The 25,568-nt window shown below is 74.1% G+C and carries 16 protein-coding genes; 8 read left to right on the top strand and 8 right to left on the bottom strand.

The annotated features are described in order from the left end of the window. Positions 1-114 precede the first annotated feature (114 nt). Positions 115-1,665, bottom strand: a complete 1,551-nt coding sequence (locus AC3IX6_RS37165) for a carboxylesterase/lipase family protein (protein WP_489367707.1) — start codon at positions 1,663-1,665, stop codon at positions 115-117. A gap of 858 nt (positions 1,666-2,523) precedes the next feature. Further along, positions 2,524-3,255 carry a phosphatase PAP2 family protein gene (locus AC3IX6_RS37170; RefSeq protein ID WP_489367708.1) on the bottom strand — a complete coding sequence of 244 codons (732 nt, stop codon included), beginning with the start codon at positions 3,253-3,255 and terminating at the stop codon, positions 2,524-2,526. 2,185 nt (positions 3,256-5,440) lie between these two features. On the opposite strand from AC3IX6_RS37170, the gene AC3IX6_RS37175 reads away from it, so the two are divergent. The 5 genes from AC3IX6_RS37175 (at position 5,441) to AC3IX6_RS37195 (ending at position 12,946) form a co-directional block, all read left to right on the top strand. Beyond that, the gene (locus tag AC3IX6_RS37175) at positions 5,441-6,694 is read left to right on the top strand and encodes an MFS transporter (protein WP_489367709.1); all 1,254 of its coding nucleotides are present in this window, start codon (positions 5,441-5,443) and stop codon (positions 6,692-6,694) included. Between the two features lie 208 nt (positions 6,695-6,902). Further along, positions 6,903-7,829 (top strand): 5'/3'-nucleotidase SurE, encoded by a 927-nt coding sequence (surE, locus tag AC3IX6_RS37180; RefSeq protein ID WP_489367711.1) that lies wholly within the window; start codon positions 6,903-6,905, stop codon positions 7,827-7,829. A 183-nt stretch (positions 7,830-8,012) separates the two neighbouring features. Further along, entirely contained in the window at positions 8,013-9,644 is a 1,632-nt protein-coding gene (locus AC3IX6_RS37185) for a carboxylesterase/lipase family protein (protein WP_489367712.1), read from the top strand. 294 nt (positions 9,645-9,938) lie between these two features. Beyond that, positions 9,939-11,471: a lipase family protein gene (locus tag AC3IX6_RS37190; RefSeq protein ID WP_489367714.1), complete on the top strand. Its 1,533-nt coding sequence runs from the start codon at positions 9,939-9,941 to the stop codon at positions 11,469-11,471. Positions 11,472-11,488: 17 nt separating this feature from the next. Next, positions 11,489-12,946 (top strand): cytochrome P450 family protein, encoded by a 1,458-nt coding sequence (locus AC3IX6_RS37195; RefSeq protein ID WP_489367715.1) that lies wholly within the window; start codon positions 11,489-11,491, stop codon positions 12,944-12,946. 29 nt (positions 12,947-12,975) lie between these two features. Here AC3IX6_RS37195 and AC3IX6_RS37200 read toward each other — a convergent pair whose 3' ends face one another. Beyond that, positions 12,976-13,785 (bottom strand): lysophospholipid acyltransferase family protein, encoded by an 810-nt coding sequence (locus tag AC3IX6_RS37200; protein WP_489371675.1) that lies wholly within the window; start codon positions 13,783-13,785, stop codon positions 12,976-12,978. A gap of 141 nt (positions 13,786-13,926) precedes the next feature. Here AC3IX6_RS37200 and AC3IX6_RS37205 point away from each other — a divergent pair, with 141 nt between their 5' ends. Continuing rightward, a complete protein-coding gene (locus tag AC3IX6_RS37205; protein ID WP_489367716.1) occupies positions 13,927-14,148 on the top strand; it encodes a phosphopantetheine-binding protein in 222 nt (73 codons plus the stop codon). A gap of 67 nt (positions 14,149-14,215) precedes the next feature. On the opposite strand, the gene AC3IX6_RS37210 is transcribed toward AC3IX6_RS37205, so the two are convergent. Beyond that, a complete protein-coding gene (locus AC3IX6_RS37210) occupies positions 14,216-15,151 on the bottom strand; it encodes an ion transporter (protein ID WP_489367717.1) in 936 nt (311 codons plus the stop codon). 214 nt (positions 15,152-15,365) lie between these two features. Here AC3IX6_RS37210 and AC3IX6_RS37215 point away from each other — a divergent pair, with 214 nt between their 5' ends. Continuing rightward, positions 15,366-16,694 (top strand): CoA transferase, encoded by a 1,329-nt coding sequence (locus AC3IX6_RS37215; protein WP_489367719.1) that lies wholly within the window; start codon positions 15,366-15,368, stop codon positions 16,692-16,694. A 167-nt stretch (positions 16,695-16,861) separates the two neighbouring features. Here AC3IX6_RS37215 and AC3IX6_RS37220 read toward each other — a convergent pair whose 3' ends face one another. Continuing rightward, positions 16,862-18,886, bottom strand: a complete 2,025-nt coding sequence (locus tag AC3IX6_RS37220) for a putative Ig domain-containing protein (protein WP_489367720.1) — start codon at positions 18,884-18,886, stop codon at positions 16,862-16,864. Between the two features lie 551 nt (positions 18,887-19,437). Here AC3IX6_RS37220 and AC3IX6_RS37225 point away from each other — a divergent pair. Further along, entirely contained in the window at positions 19,438-22,323 is a 2,886-nt protein-coding gene (locus AC3IX6_RS37225; protein WP_489367721.1) for a helix-turn-helix transcriptional regulator, read from the top strand. Between the two features lie 60 nt (positions 22,324-22,383). Here the strand turns inward: AC3IX6_RS37225 and AC3IX6_RS37230 are convergent, their stop codons facing one another. From AC3IX6_RS37230 to AC3IX6_RS37240, 3 genes are all read right to left on the bottom strand, one after another. Beyond that, complete coding sequence (locus tag AC3IX6_RS37230; RefSeq protein WP_389699475.1) at positions 22,384-23,829, bottom strand: glyceraldehyde-3-phosphate dehydrogenase; 1,446 nt, start codon at positions 23,827-23,829, stop codon at positions 22,384-22,386. A gap of 81 nt (positions 23,830-23,910) precedes the next feature. Then, positions 23,911-24,570, bottom strand: a complete 660-nt coding sequence (locus AC3IX6_RS37235; protein WP_489371676.1) for an NADPH-dependent FMN reductase — start codon at positions 24,568-24,570, stop codon at positions 23,911-23,913. 131 nt (positions 24,571-24,701) lie between these two features. Further along, positions 24,702-25,469, bottom strand: a complete 768-nt coding sequence (locus tag AC3IX6_RS37240) for a 3-hydroxybutyrate dehydrogenase (protein ID WP_489367722.1) — start codon at positions 25,467-25,469, stop codon at positions 24,702-24,704. Positions 25,470-25,568 lie beyond the last annotated feature (99 nt).

Here is a 25,568-nt window from a genome sequence, read left to right on the forward strand (position 1 = left end):
CCTTCGAAGGTTACACGAGTTAGATCAAGGGAGCGCTGGCCCGCCCGAATGGGCGGGACGCTCCCGGGGGACGTCGTGGGGCGCATCTGGTGGGGTGGATCTGGTGGGGCGGATCTACTCGGGCCGGGCGAGCGCCCCCTCGTGCAGGCGCAGGGAGTCCCCGGCGAGGTCGTCGAGCGCGGTGACCACGGAGTCGAAGCGCATCGTGGTGCGGGTGTCCTTCTCGTACGGGTTCCACGTCGGCATGTCCGGATGGTTCGGGTCGCCGGTGCGGACGAAGGCGATCCAGGCCTCGTGCATGGTGTGCGCGAGGCCGTCCCGGACCGCGGGGTCGAGCCCGGCCGTCAGGGGAGCGTGGGTCCACTGGTCGAAATTGGCGAAGGCGAAGGGCAGTTCGAGGCAGTGGGCGGCCCCGAGCCGGCCGTCGTAGGCGGCCGCGGGGAGGTCGAACTGGTAGGCCCACACCGGACGGCCCGCCGCGGCCCGCGCCTCGGCCAGCCGGAGGGCGGGCACGCGGAAGAGCTCGTCGGTGATCAGGTCCATCAGGACGCCGGCCGGTCCGCTCCCCGGCCGGGCGCGCTCGTACGCCGCGTACACGCCGGGGGCGGCTTCGGGACCGAAGGTGTCCGCGATCCGGGCGGTCACCTGTTCCCGGTCGGCGGCGCCGTAGGCCTCGTTCAGTGCGAACCCGAAGTTGGCCTCCTCCCGGGTCCAGCCGATCATCACCTCGATGTCCGCGGCGGCGCCGTGCAGCAGGGCCTGTGCGGGGTGGCGGGGCAGGGTGACGCCGTCGACCACGGGCAGGAACGGTGTGGGCCAGTACCCCCACCGCGTCGTCAGGGCGAAGAGCCCGCCCATGGCCCCGATCAGCTCGGGCCAGGGCACGGCGCGCAGCTCGGCCACGGTCTTGACCCCGGCGAGCTCCAGGTACGCGGCGGTGCGCTCCCGGTAGGCGCCGGGCGCGGGGAGGTCCAGCCCGAAGGGCGGGCTCATCAGGATCACCCGGCGGATCAGTTCCCGGGCCTCGGGCAGCCCGGCGAGGGCGGCCGTGGACACGGCGCCGCCCGACTGGCCGGCGACGGTGATCGCATCCGGGTCGCCGCCGAAGGCGGAGATGTTCTCCCGTACCCAGCGCAGGGCGGCGAGCTGGTCGGTCAGCCAGTGGTTGGCGCCGGAGCCGTCCGGCTCGTCTTCGGTGCCGGTGTAGAGGTAACCGAGCGGCCCGATGCGGTAGTTGATGCTGACGACGACCAGGTCTCCGTCGCGGGAGAAGGTCGCGCCGGAGTAGTTGGGCAGTGACCCGGAGCCGGAGACGAAGCCGCCGCCGTGGATCCAGAGCAGCACCGGCCGCCGGGCGTCGTCGACGGCGGGAGTCCAGATGTCGAGGGTCAGGCAGTCCTCGTCGAAGGGCGGCGAACCGTGCCCGCCGAGGACGGGGTCGCCGCCCTCCATGTGCATCTGCGGGGCGCTGGGCCCGTCGGCGGTCGCGTCCCGGGTGCCGCTCCAGCCCGGATGCGGCTGCGCGGGCCGCCAGCGCAGCTCACCGACCGGGGGTGCGGCGTAGGGCACGGCCCGGAAGACGGCGAGCCCGTCCTCGACCGCGCCGCGGAGCGGGCCCGAGGGCGGATGCGCCACGGGGTGATCGGGTCCTGGGGTGGGTGCCATGAGTCGATCCTTCCTGGGCCGCGCGCCGAACGCGCGCCGACCCGCCGAGAATATGCCGCCGATTCTGCGACCGTCAATGTTTCGCAATAGCCGGGCTGGTCGGCGTACGCCCTCCGGGCCGGCGAGGGGCAGCCGCCGGCAGCTGGTCCGCGCGAGAGCCGAGCCGCGCGTGCGGGGTCGCAGCGCGGGCAGCCCGACGACCCGGGAGCCCTGGAAGGTCCGGCCTGGGTTGCAGGGGCTGAAGGGGTTGCAGGGGTTCAGGCGCGGAATCCGTGAAGGTGGTCACGAGGCGGCCATGGTCCGTAGTGGGCCGGAACCACGATCGGAAACGCCGCTCTGGGCGCACTCCTGTGAGGGACAATGCTCGGCATGACGACGTGAAGAGCACCGGCCGGGCGGCAGCATTGGCGGAAGGTCGGGACCTGGAACACGGTTCTCGACGAGGGTCGACGAGCGTGCGCCGCCTGCGGAACGTCCGTCTGCTCGCACCAGTACCGCGTCTACCCGCCCGAGTCCTCGATGTTCGAGCGCTGCATCGGATTCGCCTGGTGTTCCAGTTGCAGGATCTACTCCGGCAACATGGTCCACATCCCGCGCAAGCGGGTCCTGGCCGACCTCTTCTCCTCGCTGTCCCCTGAGCAACGAGACCGGGTTCTCCGTTCGGAAACCCGGGTGATCGAGTTCCTGGACCGTCAGGTTCGAGGGGGCCGCGGCTAGGACCTGTCGTCAAACTGCTGTCTGCCGCGCGCCCGTTGGTCCGTCCTGGCGGCCCGACCGTACGGACCGCCAGGACGGCGGGGGCGGCCCGGTCGGGTCTGGCCGTCGGCGGGGCTCGGAAGGCGCGGTCCTCAGGGGCGGTCAGTCCCAGAGGGTGTCGGACGCCATGCGTTCCGCCTCCGTCTCCAGCAGGGGTGCGAACGCCCGCCACAGGAGCAGGCAGGCCCCCACGGCGGCCAGGGCGCCGGCGAAGGTGTCGCTCAGCCACTGGGCGTGCTGCCAGGTGCGGCTCCACATCATGGCGCCGGTGTAGCCCGCGCCGAACAGCCACCACCAGCGCCGGCCGCCCGGCGGGAACAGCACCACCGCGGCCGCGATCACCAGCGCCACCGCGCTGAAGACCTGGCCGGACGGGTACGAGCCGTCGTTGACCAGGGTCCAGGTGTGCGGGGGCCGCGGCCGGTCGGCCAGCTGCTTGAGCGGGAGCACCAGGAGCATTTGGGCCAGGACGGCCGTGGTGAAGACGAAGAGCGCCGACCGCCAGCGTCCGTACATGCACAGGCAGCCCATCAGCAGCAGCGGCACGACCGTGCCCAGCGGCCCGCCCAGGCGGTCGAGCACCGTGGCGAACCCGCTGGCGGTGTCGGCGGGCGACCCCTTCAGCGAAGCGGCCCAGGCGTCGTCGAGGCCCTGGAAGAAGGGCCGTTCGTCCAGGCGGAGTAGCAGTCCCATGAGCACGGACAGCAGGGTCAGTGCCGCGCCCCAGGCAAGAGCGTGCCGGGGCGGAGGCGCGGGGACGAGCCGCCGGGGCGGCCGGGTGGGGATCGGAGGCGGCGTGACGGCGTGACTGGGGAAGCCGGGGAAACCGGACATGGGGAACCTTTCGCGGCCGCCTCCCCGGATGACGGGGGAGCGTGGGAAGGCGGCGGACGGGCGCGAAGCGCGGGGACGGAAGGGAGCGGACGCGCCGAAGGGCGCGTGCGGAGGGGATTCGTGGAGGCGTGCGGCGGAGGCGGCTGCACCGATGACGGCGTGCGGACGCGCACTGCCGCGGTGTGCGGCGGGGATGGGCGGGGCGGGGAGCGGTGGGGTGAGGACGGGGATCCGCGGAGGTGGGGTGGGGTCAGGGGAGACGGGGTGAGCGCGCGGGGTGGCGTGAAGGCGCGCGGGGTGGCGTGAAGGCGCGCGGGGCGTGCATGCCGATGGGGGCGCGTCTGCGCCCACTGCCGAGTGGTGTGGCAGCGGACGGCCGTACGTACGGAGGCGAGTGGAAGTGGCGTGTGGAAGGAGGCGGGAGGGTGCAGGTTTCTGGAAGGGGTCGGGTCGACGGGTCAGGGGGATGGATGGGTGCCGTACGGGTTCGAGCGGCAGGGACGTAGGCAGTACGGGTCCCCGCAGGTCAGCCGGGCGCGCCCCAGGTGCGGAGACTAGCCGGAGGGCCCCGTAGGCACGGGCCGGCCGGGTCGGCCTGGTTGGGGCGGGACCGGCCGAGTTGCCCGAGCGCGCTGTGGGTCCCCGAGCCGGCCTACTTGGCTCAGGGGCCCGAGCCGCGGAGGGTGACGGGCCGGCTGATGCTCCCCGAGTGATCCGAGCCGCCTGAGTAGCACGGCTTGCCCGACGCGTCCGAGCTGCCGAGGGTGCCCGACCTGCCTTGGCTGCCGGGGGTTTCCCAGCTGCCCCAGTTGGCAGAGCTGCTGGAGGTGCCCGGGCCGCGACGGGGGTCCCAGTCGCCTGGACCGCCCGAGTCGGCCGAGCGGGCTCAGCCGGCCGAGCAGCCCATGCGGCCCGTGCCCCCCGGAGGCAGCCGAGCCGCCCCAGCTTGCGGAGGTACCAGAGCAGCCCGTGCCGTCGGGGGTGGCTGGAGGTGGCCGTGCCGTCTGGGTAGTCCGGGTTGTCCGAGCCTTCTGAGCTGCCGAAAGTGCCCGACATACCTTGGCTGCGAGGGGTTTCCCGGCCGCTCCGGTTGGCGGAGTCGCCTGGGCAGGGAGGGTGCCCCAGCCGCCCGAGTTGGTCGAGCCGCCTGAGTTGGCCCAGGCCGCCCAGCCGCCTATGCCTCCCCCAGGGGTGTCGGAGGTGGCCAGGGGGCTCGGGCTCCCGGAGTTGGCCAGGCCGCTCGAGCCCCCTGGAGGAAGCCGGGTGGCTGGTGCCGCCGGGGTTTGCCGGAGGTGGTAGAGCTCCCCGAGGTAGCCGGGCCGCCGGGTGTAGCCGGAGGTGGCCGGGCAGCCCGGGCCGTCCTGGCCCCGGGATGCGCCGGCCCCGGGAGGGTCGGATCGCGGTCGGGGTGTCGGGGTGGTGGGGTCCGCCGGGGTACGGCGGTGCGGTGCGGAGTATTGCGGAAGCGTGACCGTCGCCACAAGGGCAAGAGGGTTCTCGGTCGGGGTGGACCCGTCCGGAGGCCGCATTTGGTTGGTTACACGTGATCGAACTGGACTTCGTCTAGGGGTCACGATCTGTACGGAGACCTGTGCCAACCCTTGGCGAGACCGGGGAACGGGTGCTACACAGTGTCCAAGCACCTGAAGTGACACGTGTAACAACATCGTGTTTCGGCCGCGTGGCGCCACACCGCACGGCGCCGCACCACACCGCTCCACATCCGCACAGCAGGGCTCCGCTCAGCATCGCCACCGCACCGCTGGGCACCGCTCCGCATCCGCACCGCAGGGCATTGCTCCGCATCCGCACCGCAGGGCACCGCACAGCAACCGCATCCGCATAGCTCCGCATCGCCACCGCGCCGCTGGGCAGCGCTCCACACCGCGCCGCTGGGCGCCGCTCCACACCGCACCGCTGGGCGCCGCTCCGCATCCGCACCGCAGGGCTCCGCACAGCACCGCATCCCCAACGCTCCGCATCCCGACCCCACCCCACCGCACCGCAGGGCACCGCACGCACCGCGCCGAGCAATCGCACCGCGTCAGCCGTCTCGCGCTCGGTGCGGCGTTCCCCCGGCGGCGCCCCCGTGCGCGACAGCGCCCTCGGCGTCGCCGCCCTCCCCGTGCACCGCACCGGCGGTCCCCCCACGCCACCTCCCCGCTCCGTCCCCCGAGGAGTCGTCATGGCTACGAACGAGATCATCGACCCGCCCGTCCCGGCGGATCCCGAACCCACCCGCGGACGCGGGCTCATGCTCCTCCTGCTGGTCGCGAACTCCGCGATGATGGCCGTCTACATGGGCGTCGGCTCCGTCCTCCTGCCCACCCAGATCGCGGCGATCGCCGGCGATGACAAGGTGGCCGTGCTGGGCCTGATCGGCGGCATCAGCGCGATTTTCGCGACCGCGTTCAACCCGATCGCCGGTGCCCTCTCCGACCGCAGCGGCCGCCGCAACCCCTGGGTGCTGGGCGGTGCGATCGGTTCGCTCGTGGGCCTGGCCGTCCTCGGCAGCGTCAGTACCGCCCTGTTCGTCGGGATCGGCTGGTGCCTGGTCCAGGCGACCATGAACATCTACCAGGCCGCCGTCACCGCGATCGTGCCCGACCGGGTGCCCGCCGCCCGCCGCGGTACCGCGTCCGCGCTGGTGGGACTGGGCCTGCCCATCGGCGGCACGGTCGGCGTGCTGATCGCCTCCCAGACCTCGGAGCACCTGCGCACCGGCTACCTCGTCTTCGGCGGGGTCATCGCCGGAGCCGCGCTCCTCCTCACCACCTTCTGCCGGGACGTACCGAGAGCCGAGCCCGACCCGGACGCGCCCGCCGCGCCCAAGGGAGCCCAGCTCAAGGCCTTCCTGTCGGCGCTCGCCAACCACGACTTCCGGTGGGCCTTCATCGGGCGGGCCCTGATGGTCCTCGGGTACTTCTCGGTGGTCGGCTACCAGCTCTACATCCTGGGCGACCACATCGCGCTCCCCGCGGGGCTGACCCCGCCCGCCGCGATGGCGATCCTCACCCCGGTGTCGATGGTCGCGATGGCCGTCTCCACGGTGGTCGGCGGGTTGCTGTCCGACCGCTGGAACCGCCGCAAGGTGTTCGTCGGCGTCTCGGCGGCCCTCGCCGGGCTGGTCATGGTGGTCCCCGTCGTCAGTCCGACGTGGACGGGCATGCTCGTCTTCAGCGCGCTCAACGGCCTGGCCTTCGGATGCTTCATGGCCGTCGACACCGCGCTCGTCACCCTGGTGCTGCCCCGGGCCGAGGACGCCGCCCGTGACATGGGCGTACTGAACATCGCGAACGCCGGGCCCCAGATCATCGCCCCGTTCGTCGCCTCCGCCGTGGTCACCACCCTGGGCGGGTACACCCCGCTGTTCCTGGTCGGTGGAGCGCTCTCGCTGATCGGCGCCCTCGCGATCCTCCCCATCCGCAGCGTGCGCTGATCCCCTCCCGGGTCCCGTACGGGGCCTTGCCCCCCCGGGGCACCGCCCCCGGGTCGCCTTCGACCTCCGGGCCGCCCCTCCCGGGCGGCGGCCCGGCCCGCACTCCGGCGGGCTCGCGCCGAGGGTCGCGAGCCCGCCGGGCAGCACCCCTCCCCACCCTCACCCAGGTCGCAGTTCCCCTCTCCACCCCTCTCCGAAGGAGCGTTCCGTGCAACGCAAGCGAGTTCTGCCGTTGGCCGCCCTGCTGCTCTGCGCGCCGGCCCTCGCCGGTACGGTGCCCGCCGCCGCGGCCGAGCCGCAGGGCGGGCCGGCGCCCGCACCGGTGCCCGCGGGCCCGCTGCGGATCCTGCTCACCAACGACGACGGCTACAACGCGCCCGGCATCCGCCTGGCCTTCGCGCGGCTGACCGCCGCCGGGCACGACGTCACCATCGTGGCCCCGCTGACCAACCAGAGCGGCGCCGGTACGAAGACGTCGAACACCCCGTCCCTCACCGTCCGCCACCCCGAGCCGAAGGTGTGGGCGGTCGACGGAACCCCCGGCGACTCGGTGAACTTCGGGCTCTCCGAGGTGTTCGAAGGCCGGGCGCCCGATCTCGTCGTGTCGGGCACCAACTTCGGCCCGAACGTGGCCGCGCTCGCCAGCCACTCCGGCACGGTCGGCGGCGCCGTCGCCGCCCTGGACGCGGGCGTGCCGGCCATCGCCCTGAGCACCGGCGGCATCGCGGCTCCCGACCCCGTCACCACGGTCAACGCGATGGGTCCGACGCTCGACTTCGCGGTCAAGCTGATCGACCGGCTGCGCTCGCGGGCCCGCTCCGGCCCCCTGCTGCCCCAGGGTGTCGGCCTCAACGTCAACCACCCCGTCGTCGGCGCCGACGGCAAGGGGACTCCGGCCGGAGTGGCCACCACCTTCCAGGACGCGCAGGCACTCCTGAAGGCCGACTTCACCGACTCCGGCGACGGCACCTGGAAGGTCGGCGTGACGGTGGACCTGAAGACCCCGGCCCGGGGCAGCGACGTGGAAGCCGTGAGCGCCGGGAAGATCGCCGTCAGCCCGATGAACGCCGACTGGAACACCGGGCCGGTCGACTTCGCCGTCACCGCGGCCCTGCTCGCCGGGCTCCGCCCGTAGGCCGGGTCCCGCCCCCGGGCATCAGGCCTCGTCTCTAGCTCAGGCCGCGCCCGGACCGGGTCCCGCCGACCGCACCAGCCGGCTTTCCGGAGGCGGGGCGGGCGTCCCGCGCCCCGTCCCGCCCCCGGATTGCCCCGTTCCGCCCCGTCCCGCCCCCGGATCGTCCCGAACCCAGGAGTACGGATGCAACGGCCCTCGCACCGGATCACCCGGCTTTCCACGTCAAGACCCTTACTCGGCACGCTGCTCGGCCTCACCGCGCTGATCGCCACCGCGCTCCCCGCGGCCGCCTCCCCGGGAGGCTCGCGAAACAACCCACCCGACAACGCGCCCCGCCCGGTGGTCTCCGTCGCGCAGGGCGCGCTGCGCGGCCGCGCCCACGACGGCGCGCAGGAGTTCCTCGGCGTTCCCTACGCCGCCGCCCCGGTCGGGGAGAACCGGCTGCGTGCGCCGCAGCCTCCCCGGCGCTGGAACGCGGTGCGCGAAGCCGTCGAACAGGCCCCGGCCTGCCTGCAGTTCTCGCCGTTCGGGCTGGGCGATCCCTCGGCCGTCAGCGAGGACTGCCTGTACCTGGACGTGTACCGGCCCGGCCGGGCCCGCGCCGGGGCCCGGCTGCCGGTGATCCTCTGGATGCACGGGGGTGCGTACAGCCAGGGCACCGGGACCCAGTTCGGCGGACGCACGATGGCGGAGCTGACCGGCTCCGTCGTGATCAGCATCAACTACCGCCTCGGCCAGCTGGGTTACCTGGGCCTGCCCGAGCTGGGCCGGGAGAACGCGCTGCGCTCCGGCTCCTTCGGGCTGATGGACCAGATCCGGGCACTGCGCTGGACGAGGGAGAACATCGCGGCCTTCGGCGGGGACCCGGGCAACGTCACGGTCTCCGGCCAGTCCGCGGGCAGCGGTTCGGTGTGCGGCCTGCTGGCCGCCCCGTCGGCTGCCGGCCTGTTCCACCGGGCCGTGCTGCAGAGCGGGCCGTGCACGCTGCTGCGTACGCCCGACCGCGCGCGGGCCGAATCCGAGGCGCGGGCCTTCGCCGCGAGCGCGGGCTGCCCCGATCCGGCCGTCGTCGCGGCGTGCCTCCGTGCCGCTTCCGGGCCGACCCTGGTGGACGCGGCCCGTACGCGGGCCACTTCGGGTCCCGCGTCGGGCGACGGGCTGCTGCCGCGCGATCCGGCCGCGGCGATCTCGGCCGGGGTCTGGAACAAGGTCCCCGTCCTGATCGGGAGCACCCGCTCCGAGGCACGCTTCTTCGTCGCGCTGACCCAGCCCGGCCTGACGGCCGAGCAGTACGCGCAGCAGGTCCTGGCCGGCTATGGCGCGGCCGGGCCGGAGGTCCTCGCCCGCTACCCGGTCGCCGCGCACGGATCCCCGTACCTGGCGCTGTCGGCGGTCATGACCGATTCGACGTTCGCCTGCGAAACCGCCTGGACGGCCCAGTCGTTCGCCCGCCAAGTACCCACCTTCGCCTACGAGTTCGACGACCCCGACTCGCCGACCCTGGCGGGCGCGCAGGTACCCGGCCTGGACGAGTCGAACGCCCACAGCGCGGAGCTCGCCTACCTGCACGACTTCACCATGGGCGACCGGCCCCTGACCTCCGTCCAAGTCGCCCTGGCGACACGGATGAAGCGCTACTGGGGTGCCTTCGCCCGCCACGGTGTTCCCGCCGTCGCGGGTCAGACCCCCTGGCCGGCGACCGGACCGGCCGGCACGGTACTGACCCTGGCGCCCGCCGGGGACCGGATCGACCGGGCGTTCGAGGCGCGGCATCAATGCGGCTTCTGGCGCGACCAGCCCTCCCGGCCGCTCTGACGGGAGACGAGACCCGGTGGTCCGTACGGGGGGTGATCCGCGCTCGCGTCAACGCGTGAGCGCCGGGATCATCCCTTGGTGATCACCGAATGGACGGCGGCCCGGGGGGTGCCGCCACGCCGCCGGATGCCCCGAGGGCCACGGGCATCCGGCGGTTCGTCGCGTCCACGACGCAGGTGCCGGGCGCGGGGAGACGGGGGATCGCCGCGCGAAGTGGACCGTGCGCGATGCCAGCATGCCCGTTCGGGCAACGGAACCAGGCGAATCCGTTGCGTAGGCACGGGAGGTGGGAACGTGACCGCTCAAGCGGTGGGCGCGGCTCGCTCGACGCCCGCAGGGCGCAGGTCGGCGGAGGCCCCCGCGGACCCCGCCGGGGTCGCGGACGCGTCCGGGGCGACGACCCCGGCAGGGGTTGCGGGAGTCGGAGGGGCCGCCGGGGCGGCGACGGCCCGGACGGCGCCGGCCGCCGCGCAGGCTCCGCGCCGCACGGATCCGGAACTGCTGCTCGCCGCCTCGGTGCTGCTGGCCGACGCCGCCCTCACGGCGAAGCAGGCGGGCGCCGAGCTGACGGGCGCGCTCACCAGCTGGCGGCTGGGGCTGGAGGCGCTGCGCCGCCCCGCCTGGGCACTCGGTACGGCGGTGTCGTGCGCGCGTGCGCTGACCAGCCCGGCGGGGCTCGGCTTCGGGGCCAACGGCGGACTGGCCGGAGAACTGGCCCGGATCGCGGGGAACTTGACGTACCGCAGGCCGGCCGCCGTGGCCATGGCCGTGGACGCCTTCGCCCTGCGGATCAGGGCGATCGCCTCCGACCACCCCAACCTGGACTCACCGCTCGCCAGGCGGCTGACCGACGCCATGGTGGCCGGGAACAGGCTGGAGGCGCTGCGCGCCATGCACGCGCTCGTCGAGCGCCTGGGTGTCACCCGGGCCCTGACCACCATGAGCCCCGTGATCATGGAACTGTCCGCGCTGCTGGGCCTGCTCGACGAGAACCCGGTCAACGACGACTTCTCCTGGGTGACGCTGGCCGGCGGCGTGCCGACCAGCGATCCGTTCCTCGGGCTGCCGAGCACCCTGCTGAAGTACCTCAACCCGGGCCCCGGCCGGGCCGAACGGGCGGACGCGGACTCCATCCTGGCGAAGGTGCTGGCCACGTCCGGCAACGACATCGTCAGCTACGTCAACGACATCGGCGCCCTGGGCAACCACGGGCTGGTGCTGCTGCGCCGCGTCGAGTGCGCCGACGGCGCCGTACGGCACGTCCTGCTGCTGCCCGGAACGAGCTTCGCCCTGCTGAGCAACAGCACCCCGCAGGACCTGGTCGGTGCGTTCGACGGGCTGCTGCGCACCGATACGACGTACACGCGCGCCGCGCGCAAGCTGCTGGTACGGGCCGGGGTGCCGGCCGGGTCGGAGCTCATGATCGTCGGACACAGCCTGGGCGGGATGACCGCGATGAACCTCGCCGCGGACGTGGAGGTCTCCTCCCGCTACCAGATCACGCACGTGATCGCGGTGGGCTCGCCCATCGACGGCAAACGGCCCGCCGACCACACCACCCAGGTGATCAGCCTCGTCAACAACCACGACGTGATCCCGATGATCGACGGCCGCGGCCCCGCCTCGCCCAACGACATCCCGGCCAGCTGGGTCGAACTGGCCTGGCTGGACGAGTCGTACGACTACCCGCTGTCGCACGCCCCGCAGGCCTACTCGGACACCCTGCGCGGCCCCATGGCGCACCACCGGGAGAAGGTCAACGCGCTGATCGGCGCCTACGACGGCCGCATCGTCGGCAACCAGCCCTACATGCTGCGCGACAAGTGACCCAGGGAGAACCCGAGATGACCTCCGACCACGACGGCGGCGCCTCCACGGCGAAGACCGCACCGCGGGCCCCCGAGACGGCCTGGGCCCTGGAGAACGCCGTGTTCAGCGCGGCCATGGTCGCCCAGCGGCTGCCCTGGACGGACGCGGCGGCCCGCGCGCTCGGCCTGGAGGCCCTGACCCGCGAAGGGGTGCGGCGCGCCCTGCTCGAACACCTGCGGCGCACCCGCTCCGGACGGCCTGTCCACCTGCGGACCCCGTTCGGGAACTTCCTCGTACCCCTGACCCCCGCCGCGTCCGAGGCCCTCCTCGGCCGGGCGGACGAGGGGCGGGCGCTGGAGCCCGCGGTGGGGCTCACGGCTGCCGGGCGGCGGTACGGGCTCTCCCCGCACGCGGTTCCGACCTGGGAGACCGCCGCACCGGGAGGCGAACTGCCCGCGCTCGCGGCCCGGTACGCCGACGAGGCCGTCGAGGGCCGGCGCGGGGACGGCACCCTGGAGTGGCAGGCCTGGAGCCAGGCGATGGCAGGGCTGAGCCGCCACCTGGTGGCGGGCGGGGCGGCCGCCGAGGACACCTTGCTGAGCGAGATCGTCACCCGGGCCGCCGCGGCGGACGGCCGGGGCCGGGCGGACCTGGAGGCCGCGCTCCGGCGTCGTACGACCCGCTACCTGCAGAGCCCGGACCCGGACTCCCTGGTCGGCCGACTGGTCGCGGCGGGAGCCTGCGCGGACACCGTGGCCGCCGCGGTGGCCCACGCGCTCGCCCTGGTGTCCGAGGCCGCCACCGCCACGACCCTGCAGGCCCTGGCCCTGCACACGCTGGAACCGGCGGCCGCCCCGGAGGAGGCCGTGGCCCGGGCGCTGTGCCACTACCCGCCGGTGGCCGCCGCCGTGCACCGGGTACGGACGCCGTTCGTCTGGGAGGGCCTGGAGATCGGCGCCGGTACGGACATCCTGTGTGCGCCGGGCTGGCTCCCCGCTCCGAAGGGCGGCGCCGGGCCGGGCGTCTGGCCCTCCGCGCTGTGCGGAGCGCCCGGCGCGTGCGCGGCGACCCGGCTCGCGGTGCTCGTCGCCGAGGAGCTCGTCCGCGCGATCACCGCGGTCGCACGGCCCTTCGTCGTCTCGCCGAGGCTGGCCGCCGGCCGGCCGCCGGGCACGCTCGAGGCGCGCTCGCTGCTCGTCTCCCTCCGGGAACTCCCGGGCGGCCGGGGCGACGGCCGGGTGACGGTCGGCAGGCCGGCGGCACTGCCGGTCCCGGTGCGCGGCTGCACCCCCGCGTCCTACGGGGCCCTGGCGCAGACCAGCGCCGACCGGCTGGCGGCGCACGGGGAGAGCCTCGCGGCCTGCGCCGAGGCCGAGGGCTGGGAGCGGGACGAGGCGGGGGAGAACTTCCGCATGGTCCTGCTCGACCACGCGGGCCGGTGCGCACGGGCGGCCGACGGTGTGCGCAGGGCGGCGGCCCGGCTGGCGGACTGAGGCCCGGGCGGCGCGCGGTCGCCGCCCTGCTACCAGAAGGGCGTCTCGCGCCTGCCGCGCTCCCTGTCCACCAGGGACTGCAGGGCCTCCTGGGCCTCGTCGCACAGTCGGCGGGCCGCGGCCCTGCGGGCGGTGTAGGACTCCGGCCGGGGCGGTGCGGGGATCGGATCGCCCACGGTGATCAGCCACTTCGCCGGCAGCGGGAGGATCGTGGTGAGCGGGAAGTAGGGGAGGTCGAAGAGGCGCGCCAGGGCGGGGACGTCACCGAACTTGGGGTACGCCTCCTCGGCGCCGATCACGGACACCGGGACGACGGGCGCGCCGGCCTGGACGGCGGTCGCCGCGAACCCGGGGCTGAACGGTCGCAGCCGGTACCGGCTGCGGAAGGGCTTCTCCAGGCCGGAAATTCCTTCGGGAAACACGCCCACGAGTTCCCCGGCGGTCAGATGTTCCAGCCCGAGCGTCGGATCGAGCGGAAAGGCGCCCATTTTCCGGGCGTACGAACCGATCACCGGAAATCGAAAAGTCAGAGATGCGGCCGGAACGTTCAGGGGGCGGTTCAGAATGCGGGTGAGTGATTTGACGAGGACGAACGCATCGAGCCCCCAGGCCCCCGAGTGGTTGGCCACGATCATGGCCGGCCCTTCCTGTGGGATATTCTCCCCACCGGTGACCTCGAGGCGAAAATAGTCCTCCATCAGCCAGTCGAGCAGCCGGTCCCAGGCGCCCTCCCCGGCTTCGCCGAGCCGCTCCTTGGCGTAGCGGAACTCGGCGGCCCCCGCCCCCGTCACATCGGTCACGCTTTCCGACACGAGTATTCTCCTTTTCCCGCCGGTCATCGGCGCCACCTTGGCGCAATGGCGGCAATATCGCAAACAGGAGCCGTCATGACCATTTCCACTCCAGAATCGACCGAATCGACCGAATCTGCGGGATCGGCGGGATCGACGATCGATCTGATCGGCGGCATCATCCTTTCGATGGGAGAATCCGCTGCCGAGGACGTGCACGCCGGTGCCCGGATGGGGGACCTGCTGACCGACTCGCTCATGGTGGTGGAGATGGCCATGGCCCTGCACGAGAAGCTGGACGTCAAGGTCGACGAGGACGAACTCCGCGACGTCACCCTCGCCGATCTCGCCGCACTCCTCGACGCCCGCCGGGGCGTCGTGGTGCCCCCGCGGGACGGTGCCGCTCGGTAGTCCGCGCCGGCGGACCTCCGGCCGGGCGACGGGCGACCGGCCGGAGGTCCGCCGGACCCGGCCGGTCCTAGCGGGCGCCCGCCGAGGCGTGGGCCGGCGCGGATTGGGCCGCCACCGCCGCCGACGTGGCGTGCACGGTGTCGAGCTGGGCCTCCATGTCGTCGAGCGCGCTGCGCACCGCCGCGATCCGCAGCAGGAGCTCGTCGGCGGCGTCCGGCGGTGACTGCGACGCCAGGAGCGCGGCCCGCTTCTCCTCCTTCTCGGCCTCGTCCTCCATCTCCCGTGCCTCCTCAAGGGCGTTGAGAACCACGCCGATCAGGACGTTGACCAGGACGAAGGATCCGAAGAGCACGTAGGAGGCGTAGTAGAGGAGGCTCAGCGGGGAGATGGCCAGCCCCGCGTGGACGGCGTCCCCGAGCCCTTCGAGCGTCATGAGCAGGAACAGCGTCAGTGCGGCCCGGCCGATGGACCCGTAGTGCTGCGGGTCGTGGTGGGCGAAGCAGATCCAGCCGATCATCGCGTACACGTAGACGATCAGCGCGCCCACGAACAGGAAGCTGACCGTACCGGGCAGGCTGCGGCCCACCGCGACCAGCAGGACCCGCAGCTGGGGCATGAACTTGGCGGTCCGCAGGACCCGGGCCAGCCGCAGCAGCCGCAGCAGCGTGGTGTTCTCCCGGAGGAACGGGATGAAGGCCGAGGAGACGACCACCAAGTCGAAGACGTTCCAGGGGTCTCGGAAGAAAGCTTTCGGCCGGTCGGCGTGCGCGCCCAGGCGGATCAGCATCTCCAGGGTGAAGGCGATCACGCAGAAGCGCTCGGCCGCCGAAAGGATGCTGCTGTACTCGGCGGACAGGCCGCTGTACGTCTCGGCCCCCAGGAGTGCGGCGTTGAAGAGGATCACCGCGAAAACGGTGAGCGAGAACGCGGGCGCCTCGCACGCGTCGCGGCAAGGTGCGGCAAGCCTTCCACGCCAGGTGTCCACCGCGGTCGGGTCGGTCATCGTGCTCCCTCGTACGGGCCACCGGCCGCCCGGCCCCGCACGCGCCGGCTGCGCCGCGACGGAAGACGAGGCAGCCGAGGCGGTGTTCATGTTCCGGCTCGTGTAACGCCGTACGGGGGAATTCGAGACGCCCTGGAGCGCTACATCGCCCGATCGGGTCCGGGCCCGCCCCGCGAGGGCCGCGGGGCCGCGGGGCCGCGGGCAGGATGGGCGCATGACGAGTCGTGACGGTGGGACCGGACAGGCGTGGGCCGCGTTGGGCGGCCCCGAGGAGCTGGTGGGGCGGGTCGGCTACCGGGGGCCGAGCGCGCTGGGCGACGGGCCGCTGCCCGTACGGGAACTCGCGCGGGCCGCGGTGGGCGTGTGCGCGCTGGCGGCCGCCGAGCTGGCCGCCGTACGGGCCGGCGGGAGCGCGGCCGACGTGGCTCCGCTGCTGGTCGACGAAGGGGCCGTGGCCACGGCGTTCGTCAGTGAGCGGCACCTGCTCGTGGACGGCCGGGCTCCCGTGTCCTTCGCGCCGCTGTCCGGCTTCTGGCGTGCCGCCGACGGATGGGTGCGGACGCACGCCAACTATCCGCACCACGAGTCCGCGCTCGTACGCGTCCTGGCGGCCGGCACCCGGGAGGGCGTGGCCGCGGCGATCGCCCGGCGCCGGGCCGTGGACGTCCAGGAGGAGGTCTACGCGGCGGGCGGGCTGGCGGCGGCCGTACTGACGGACGGGTACGGCGCGCCGCAACCCCTAGTGGAACGAACCGAGTCGGGCGTGCGCGGGCGGCCCCTCGGAGCGGTCGCCGTCGGCACCGGCCTGCCGCTGGCGGGGGTACGGGTGCTCGACCTGACCCGGGTCATCGCGGGGCCGGTGGCCACCAGGACGCTCGGACTGCTCGGCGCGGACGTCCTGCGGATCGACCCCCCGGGGCTCCCGGAGTCGGACGACGCCTACGCGGACACCGGATTCGGCAAGCGCTCCGCGCTCCTCGACCTGTCGGAGACGCGGGACCGGGCGGTGCTCGACGGGCTGCTGGCCGGGGCGGACGTGGTGGTGACGGGCTACCGGCCGGGTGCGCTGGAGCGGTACGGGCTGGGCGCGGCGGAACTGCTGGCGCGGCGACCGGAGCTGGTGGTGGCCGAGCTGTGCGCGTGGGGCCCGCGGGGCCCCTGGGCGGGGCGCAGGGGCTTCGACTCGCTCGTGCAGGCGGGGTACGGGATCTCCGCGGCCTGCGGGGACGGGCACGGCCCCGGGGTGCTGCCGGCGCAGGCACTGGACCACGGGACGGGGTACCTGGCGGCCGCCGGGGTGCTACGGGCCCTCACGGAGGGCGGCGGCCAGGCCTTGCGGTTCTCCCTGGCGGGGACGGCGTCGTGGCTGGTCCGCGAGGTCCCGGGGGCCGGCGCCGCCGTACCGGGGTACGCCCCGGAACCGTGGCTCCGGGAGACCGGTTCGGGATACGGGCCGCTGCGGTACGCGGCTTCGCCCCTCGGGGGCCGCGGGTGGGAGCGGGGCCCCTCCCGCTGGGGGACGGACCGGGCCGCCTGGCTCTGAGCAGGACGTGGGGGCGTACGCCAGGCGGGGCCCCGGCCGGGGTGTCGGCCGGGGCCCCGCGGGAGGTGCCGGCCGTCTCCGGAGTGTGGAGGGGGCGGCATGGGCGGATCGGGTGGAGCGCGTGAGGTGGCTGGTCGGTTCACCGGCTCACGCGCTCCGGAGCCGGCCTAGAAGTACACGTTCCAGGTGACGTTGACCGAGGAGGACTTGCCCGCGGCGTCGGTCACGGTGAGGGTGCTGCCGCCGAAGCCCCAGGTGGTGGGGGAGCCGGTGATGACGCCCGTGGCGGCGTTGACGCTCAGCCCGGCGGGAAGGCCGGTCGCCTTGAAGGCGTACGGCGCGGTGCCGCCGGTGGCCTTGAGGGCGAGGCTGACGGGCTTGCCGATGTAGACGGTCTGGTTGCCCGGGTTGGTCAGTACGGGGCTGGTGCCGGTGACGGTGCTGACGGTCCAGGAGAAGGTGGCGGACGCGGTCTTGCCCGCGGTGTCGGTGGCCGTGACGGTCACGGTGGAGGCGCCGGCCGTCGTGGCCGTGCCCGAGACGGTGCCGGTGGCCGAGCCGATGCTCAGGCCGGCGGGCAGGCCCGTCGCGGACCAGGAGTAGGGCGCGGTGCCGCCCGTGGCCTTGACGGTGAGGTTGGCCGCGGTGCCGACGGCGGAGCTCTGGCCGCCGGGGTTGGTCACGGACAGGGCCGTACCCGCGGTCGTGATCGTCCACGAGAAGGAGGTGGAGCCGGTCTTGCCGGCGTTGTCGGTGGCGGTGACGGTCACGTTGGAGGTTCCGGCCGTGGTGGGGGTGCCCGTGATGGTTCCGGTGGAGGAGCCGATGGCCAGGCCGGCGGGCAGGCCCGCGGCGGACCAGGTGTAGGGGGCGGTGCCGCCCTCGGCGCTGTTGCGCAGCTCGGGTATCCGGGCGCCGATGACGCCGTTCTGGGCCGAGACCGCGGCGACCGTGACGTTGCCGGGCTGCGGGGTGGTGACGACCAGGGCCAGGTTGAACCTGGTCAGGGCCTCGACCACGGGCTGGAAGATGGTGAACTTCTCACCGCTGCCCGAGGTACAGGTGGCACTGCCGCCGCCGGAGTGCAGGCCCACGGCCTTGCCGCCGGTCGCGGTGATGTACGCGCCGCCCGAATCGCCGCCCGCGGAGCAGGCGTTGGAGTAGGACAGGCCGTCGATGACCACGTTTCCGTAGTCCACGCTCTGGTTGACCTTGGTGACCTCGCCGCACCGCATGCCCGTGGTCTGCCCGGAGCGGCAGATCGCCGTGCCGACCACGGCGTCGGCCGAGCCGGTGACGGCGACGGCGGCGTGGGTGGCGTCGCCCGCGACGTACGGGGAGAGGTTCCACCCCGACTGGTCCACGTCGACGACGCCCATGTCGCCTTCCCGGGCGTTGACGCTGCTCTGCCCGTCCTTGTTGGACGTGCCCACGCGGGTCCCGTCCTTGCCGTAGGCGGGCTGGTTGACGTCGTTGGTGCAGTGACCGGCCGTCAGGAAGGTCTTGGCGCCCCCGGTGACCCGGGTGGCGACGAATCCGATGGAGCACGGGCTCTCGCTGCCCGGCACCCACTTCTCGCCGCCGGTCACGTCGGCCTGCTGCCGCGGGCTGTCGGAGGACTCCGTGACGTGCACGATGCCGCCGAGGGCGGCGAGGCGGGCCACGAAGGCGTCCGTGGACGCGTTGCGCGCCGTCCGGTCCACCGTGACGTCGATCCGGTTGTTCCGGACGTCGGGACCCCACGAGACCACGCCCGCGATACCGGACCCGATGTCGCGCGTCACGGTCCGTGCGGTGGCGGCCAGTTCGGCCTGGCTGTAGCGGGCCGGCCGGGCGACGGCGCCCGCGTCCCGTACCAGCGCGGCGTCCGTCGCGGTGGAGACGGCCGCGTTCAGGCGCCCCGTGGAGGAGTCGAACCACAGGCCCGCCACCCGGTCGCCGACCCGGCCCCGGATGAGGGTGGCGGCCTTGCCGGCCGCCGCTTCGTCGGCGATCCGGTCGCGGGCCTGACCGGGGGAGAGGTGGAGATCGCGCTGCATGGCCTCGAGGACCTGCGGGGACACGGACGGTCCCGGCTGCGCGGCGGCAGTGGCCTGAGCGGGCAGGGCGCTGAGGCCGCCGAGCGCGACGACGGCCGTGACCGAAGCCGCGGCAACGGAGGTCCACTTGGACCTGTTGGGAAGATTTCGCACGGAAATCCCTTCATGGGGGGACGGACCGGAGGGGTAGGCCGGTACGGATGCGGGTCCCGTGGGGGAGCACGGGACCCTTCACGTCCCCGGAGTGCGGAGGCCGGGGAGCCGGGTCCGCGCACTCCGGGGTGGCCAACAGAGTGATCCCGGGGCGGCGTCGCGAGCATCGGAGGAATCCCTTGCTGCCGCTCTCAGCGGCCGACCGCCCCAACCCGCCCTCACCCGACCCGCGTTGCCCTGTCCCGTCGACCGGCGGGGGCTCACGCGCAGGCGGCGGGCGTGCTGCGCGCGCGTGCGCCCCCGCCGGCGCGCGGGCGGGGCTCCGGGCCCGGGGTGCGGTACGGCGGGCCGTCCGGACCGCGCCCCCGCTCCTCCCGTGGAGGGCTGCGGTGCTCCGGGTCTGCCACCCCGCACCCGGAGCGCGGACGGCCCGCCGTCGCACCACCATCGCCGGGAGCGGGACCCCTTGGCATCAGGGGAAACCCTTGATCCCCCGGCCCGGCGGCACCCGGCGTTGTCACGGCAACCGGCGCCGCCTACGGTGCCTCCTCGTGACGCCAGACAACGACCCCGCCGACCCCGCCCACCCAGCCGACCCCGCCCACCCGGCGGACAGCCCCGCGCCGGTCGCGGGGAGCCGGCACGCGGCCTCCGGCGCGGCCGCACACGCGGCCACGGTGCTGGAGCGCGAGGGGCGGGTGGCGCTCGCCGGCCCCTGGGGCGCGGGCAAGACCACGGTCCTGGGGGCGGTGCTGCGCACCCTGCCCTCCGGATCCGGCTCGGGCTCCGGCCCTGACGCCGGCTCCGGGCGTACGGTGCTGCGCGTCACGACGGTCGAGGAGGACCGCGACCACGTTTACGGCGCGCTCGCCCAGATGCTGTCCCACTGCCGCCCGGCCCAGCTCGCGGTGCTCTCCGGCAGGCAGCACGAGGTGGTCGACCGGATCCTGCACCGGGGAGCCGACGAACCGCTCGCCGCCTCCGAGCAGTTGCCCGTCCGCCTCGCGGTCACCGCGCTGCTCGCGTCGGGCCGCTGGACCCTGGCCGTGGACGGGGCCCAATGGCTCGATCCGGCCAGCGCCGACGTCCTCGGCTACGCCCTGCGCACCCTCGCCGCCCCCGGGCTCACCGCGATCGTCACCGAACGCGTCCACGGCCGCGCGCAGGCCGCGGCCCGGCTGCTCGGCGGGCATCCCGTCCAGGTCGACGTGGACCCGCTCGACTCGGAGGAGACGGCCGCCCTGCTCGACGCGCACGGCCTGCCCACCCGCTGGGCGGGCCCGCTGCAGAGCCACTGCGGCGGCCACCCCCTGCTGACCTCCGTGTCCTGTACGGCACTTGCGCGGCTGCCCGCGTCCCGCCGGTACCGGCCGGCCATGGCCGAGCAGGCGGTCGACGCGGCCGGGGCCTGGCTGCGCGCCACGCTCGGCGAACCCGCCCGGCACACCCTGATGCTCGCCGCCCTGACGAGCCGGCCCTCGCTGCCGCTCCTCCTGCGGGCGGGCCGCTCCGAGGCCGAGGAGCACCTGGCCCAGGCCCAGGCCGCCGGGGTCCTGAGCGTGGACCCGGCGAGCGCCGTCCACTTCACTGCGGCGGCCCTGGCCCGGGCCGCCGCCCGCTCCGGAGCCAGGCCCCTGCGCGCGGCCGCCCACCTGACGCTGGCACGGGCCGTCGGAGACCCCGTCCACGAGGTGCGCCACCGGGCCCTGGCCGCGGACCTGCCCGACCAGGGACTGGCCGAGGACACCGAGACCGCCGCGGCCACCGCCCGCGAGGCGGGCGAACGGGCCCTGGCCGCCGAGCTGTTCCTGCTGGCCGCCGAGATCACCCCGCCGGCCCGCTCCGCCATGCGCATCCGCAGGCTCTCGTACGCGGCCCAGGAGGCGGCCTGCGCCGGCGACGTCGACATCGCCCGGCAGGCGGCCGACGCGCTGACGGCCAGCAGGGCCGAGCCCACCGACCAGGTCACCGCGCTGCTCGCGGTCGTCGACGCCCACGGCCAGGCCATCACCGACTTGGAGCCGCTGCTCGCGCGCTGCCGCGAACTGGCGGCGGGCCACCCCGACCTCCTCGCCGCCGTCGAGCTCCGCGCGGCCATCGCCGCCAACGTCGCCCACGCGGCCCCGGAGCGGGCCCTGCGCGCGGCGGGCCGGGCCGCCGAACTCGCCGCGGCCGGCGGCCACCGCCCCCTGCAAGCGGCCGCCCTGACCATGCGCGCCCGGATGGAACGCGTCCTCGGCACCGCCGACGCGCCGGGCACCCTCGCCGAGGCCCTCGCCCTGGGGGTCCCGGCCCAGCACTCCGGCATCCGCAACAGCGCCCAGTACCTCGCCGCCCGGCACGCCGTCTTCGACGACCGGCTGGCCGAGGCGCGCGAACGGCTCGTGGAACTGCTCGCGCTCGCCGAGCACGAGGGCGACGCCGAGGACCTGGTCGACATCTGGCGCAGCCTCGCCGAGGTCGACACCCGGCTCGGGGCGTGCGCCCCGGCGCTCGCGTGGGCCGATCAGGCCGTACGGCTGTCCACCGGGGCTGGGCTGTCCATGGGCCCCGCCTGGTACACCGCGGCGCTGACGCAGAGCGCCGCCGGATCCTTCGCGGCCGCCCTGCGCACCGCCTCCTGCGGGGCCCGCGCCTCGCAGGAGGAGGGGGACGGACTGTACGTGTCGCGCAACCTCTGGGTCATGGGTGCCGTCCAGCTGCACACCGGGGACGTGGCCGACGCCGTGGCTTCCCTCACGGCCGTCGCCGAGGCCGAGCGGCACGTCCCGCTCGCCGACCCCGGCATGTTCCGCTGGCAGCCGGACGCCGTGGAGGCCTTCACCTGCGCGGGCCGGCTCGACCTGGCCGGGGCACTGCTGGAGCGCGCGCGGCCCGCCCTCGGCCCGGGCGGAGCCGACTCGGGACCGGCGGCGGCGCTGGACCGCGCCCACGGGATCCTGCTGGCCCGCGGCGGCGCCGTCGAGGAGGCGAGCGGCCTGCTCCACCGCACGGCGGCCGCCTTCGAACGGCTGGGCCTGCCCCTGGAACAGGCCCGTACGCTCCTCGCCCTGGGCCGCGTCGAGCGGGCCCGCAGACGCCAGGCGGCCGCCCGCGCGGCCTGGGAGGCGGCCCGGGCCGTCTTCGACGACACGGGCGCCCGCCCCTGGCAGGAGCTCACCCGGGAGCTCCTCGACCGGGCGGGCGGATCGGCTCCGGCCACGGGGCCGGCCCCGGGCGCGAGGAGGCTGACCGAGTCCGAGTCGCGCCTGGCGGACCTCATCTGCCAGGGGGCCACCAATCAGCAGGCGGCCCAGCACATGTTCATCTCGGTCAAGACCGTCGAGGGCATGCTGAGCCGGGTCTACCGCAAGCTCGGCGTCCGTTCGCGCACCCAGCTCGCGGCGGCCCGCGCCGCCGCGGCGCCGGGCCAGGACGGACGAACGCCCCCCGAGTGACCTGGGGTCACTCGGGGGGCGTCCGGTACATCCGGTCCTACGGGGACGGGGTCCTGGGGATCAGGCCGCCGGCGCCGGGTAGGTCGGGTACTCGACTCCGGAGACGTACTGGACGACCCGGACGACCTGGCAGGAGTAGCCGAACTCGTTGTCGTACCAGAGGTAGAGGATCGCGTTGTCCCCGTCGACCTTGGTGGCGCCCGCGTCGACGATCGAGGCGTGACGCGAACCGATGAAGTCGCTGGAGACCGCGTCGGGCGCCGTGGTGAAGTCGATCTGGCGCTTCAGCGGGGAGGTCAGCGACACGTCGCGGAGGTAGTCGAGCACCTCTTCGCGGGTGGTCTCGCGGCCGAGCCGCAGGCTGAGGATCGCGATCGAGACGTCCGGCACCGGGACGCGGATCGAGCTGCCGCTGATCGGGGCCTTCAGGTCGGGCAGCGCCTTGGCGACGGCCGAGGCGGCGCCCGTCTCCGTCATGACCATGTTGAGCGGCGCGGAACGGCCGCGGCGGTCGGCGCTGTGGTAGTTGTCCAGCAGGTTCTGGTCGTTGGTGAACGAGTGGACGGTCTCCACGTGGCCGCGCAGAACGCCGTACTCGTCCGCCATCGCCTTCAGCGGCGGGACGATCGCGTTGGTGGTGCAGGAGGCGCAGGACAGGATCTGCTCGTCCGGCTTGATCGTGTCGTGGTTGACCCCGTGCACGATGTTCGGGACGTCGCCCTTGCCCGGGGCCGTCAGGACGACCTTGTCGATACCGGGGCGCAGGTGCTTCGACAGCCCCTCGCGGTCGCGCCACTTCCCGGTGTTGTCGATCAGGATGGCGTCCTTGATGCCGTACGCCGTGTAGTCGACCTCGGACGGGTCGTTGGCGTAGATCACCTTGATCTCGTTGCCGTTGGCGATGATCGTGCTCGTCGCCTCGTCCACGGTGATCGTGCCCTGGAACTGGCCGTGGATCGAGTCGCGGCGCAGCAGCGAGGCGCGCTTGACGAGGTCAGCCTCACCACCGCCGCGGACGACGATGGCACGCAGGCGCAGGCCGTTGCCGGAACCGGTCTTCTCGATGAGCAGCCGGGCGACGAGGCGGCCGATGCGGCCGAAGCCGTAAAGGACCACGTCGCGGCCCTCACCGCGCTCGATCTTGTTGGCACCCGTGGCGCCGGACACGGCGCCGGCGGTGAACTCCTCCACCGACAGACCGCGGTCGTCCGCAGCGTACGACGCGGCGAGCATGCCGAGGTCGATCTGCGAGGGACCGAGGTCGAGGGTGGTGAGCGCCTGGAGGAAGGGGAGGGTCTCGGTGACCGAGAGCTCCTCGCCGTCGATCTGGCGCGCGAAACGGTGGGTCTTGAGAATGCTCACCACGGACTTGTTCACCAAGGAGCGGCTGTGCAGGAGGATCGTGACGTCCCGCTCCCGGTGCAGCTTGCCGATGATCGGGATCATCGACTCCGCGATCTTCTCGCGGTTCTTCCAGTTGGTGAACGAGTCGTCATTGACAGTCACAGAATTATCTTTCGAGCTAGGCGGCGCTCATATGCTAACCCGCGCGCGGATCGCCCCTCGAGGCACCCCCTGATCAGTCCGTCACCCCTCCGCGCGCTGGGTCACGGGAGCGTTGCTCTCGTCGCCCAGGAACTCGTACCAGCGGCGCTGGAGGCACAGGTAGCGGGTGTCCGCCTCGGCGAGCGCGAGGAAGGAGTCGACGGTGTCGGCCAGCCGCTCGCGCAGGCCCGGATCGGTCAGCTCGCCGTCCTCGCCGAAGGCCGAGTGCGCCATGGCGAGGCTGAACATGTCGGGGTACACCCGGGCCCCGAGGTGTTCGAGCGGGACCCGCAGCGCCCAGAGCCCGCGGTTCCCGCCCACCATCGACGGGGAGGCGGACACCAGCAGGGTCTGCTTGTCCTTGAAGGGCTGCGGCCGGAAGCGGGACACCCAGTCGACGGCGTTCTTCAGGACGCCGGGCACGGAGGCGTTGTACTCGGGCGAGGCGATCACCAGGGCCTGCGCCGCGAGCAGCCGCTCGCGCAGGGCGGCCGACCCCGCGGGCTGGCCGTCGGCCTGCTCGTCGTCGCCGTCGTAGGTGGGCATCACGAAGTCCCCGATCCGGGCGAGGTCCGCGACGGCGCCCGAGCGCTCGACCTGACCGGCGACGAGCGCGGCCAGCCGGGCGTTCACGGAGCCCTCGCGGGAGGATCCCGCGAGGACGAGGACCCGTAGCGGGTCGGGGCCGGTGGTGACGTCCAGGGGATCCGGGGCGGCCGGATCCGTCGGGAACTTCGGGCTCTGGGGCTGGTTCGCATCGGTCACGTGCGGGACCGTACGGGACCCGCCGCGGGTCCCGGTGGCGCGGCGCACGGGCTGTCACCCGGACGGGGTCAGTTGGCGCTCCAGCCGCCGTCCAGGGGGAGCGAGGTGCCCGTCACGTACCCGGTGTGCGGACCGCAGAGCCAGAGGGCGGCCGCGGCGACCTCCTCGGGCTCGATGAGCCGCTTGATCGGCGACCGGGTCAGCAGCACCTCGGAGAGGACGTCCGCGGCGGGGATGCCGTGCGCGGCGGCCTGGTCCAGGATCTGCCCCTCGACCAGGGGGGTGCGGACGTAGCCGGGGCTGATGCAGTTGCTGGTCACCCCGTACGGGGCCCCCTCGATCGCGGTGACCTTGCTCAGCCCCTCCAGGGCGTGCTTGGCCGCCACGTAGGCCGATTTGTAGGCGCTGGCGCGCAGCCCGTGCACGCTGGAGATGTTGACCACCCGGCCCCAGCGGGCGGCGTACATGTGCGGCAGCACGTGGCGCAGCAGCAGGAAAGGCGCGGTGACCATCACCTGCTGGATCAGGGCGAAGCGCTCGGGCGGGAACTCGGTGATCGGGGCGACGTGCTGGAGCCCGGCGCTGTTGACCAGGATGTCGACGGCGGCGGGCAGCTGCCCGATGGCGGCGGGATCGGCCAGGTCGACGACGTGGGCGTGCCCGCCGACGAGGCCGGCGACGGCGGCGGCCGCCTTCGCGTCGACATCGGCGACGTGCACGACGGCCCCGGCCTCGGCCAGGGCCACCGCGCACGCCCGGCCGATGCCGCTGCCGCCGCCCGTCACCAGGGCGACGCGCCCCCGCGGGCCGGTGGGGGAAGGATGTTCGCTCGTCATGGCCCGAAGCGTAGGGACGGCCGTGGGCGGCGCCCACGGTGTCGCACCCCATAGCCGGAGCCGCCCGTATGGAGACGATCACCATGCGGGCCCGCGGCG

The organism is Streptomyces sp. GL_141 (assembly GCF_057834385.1).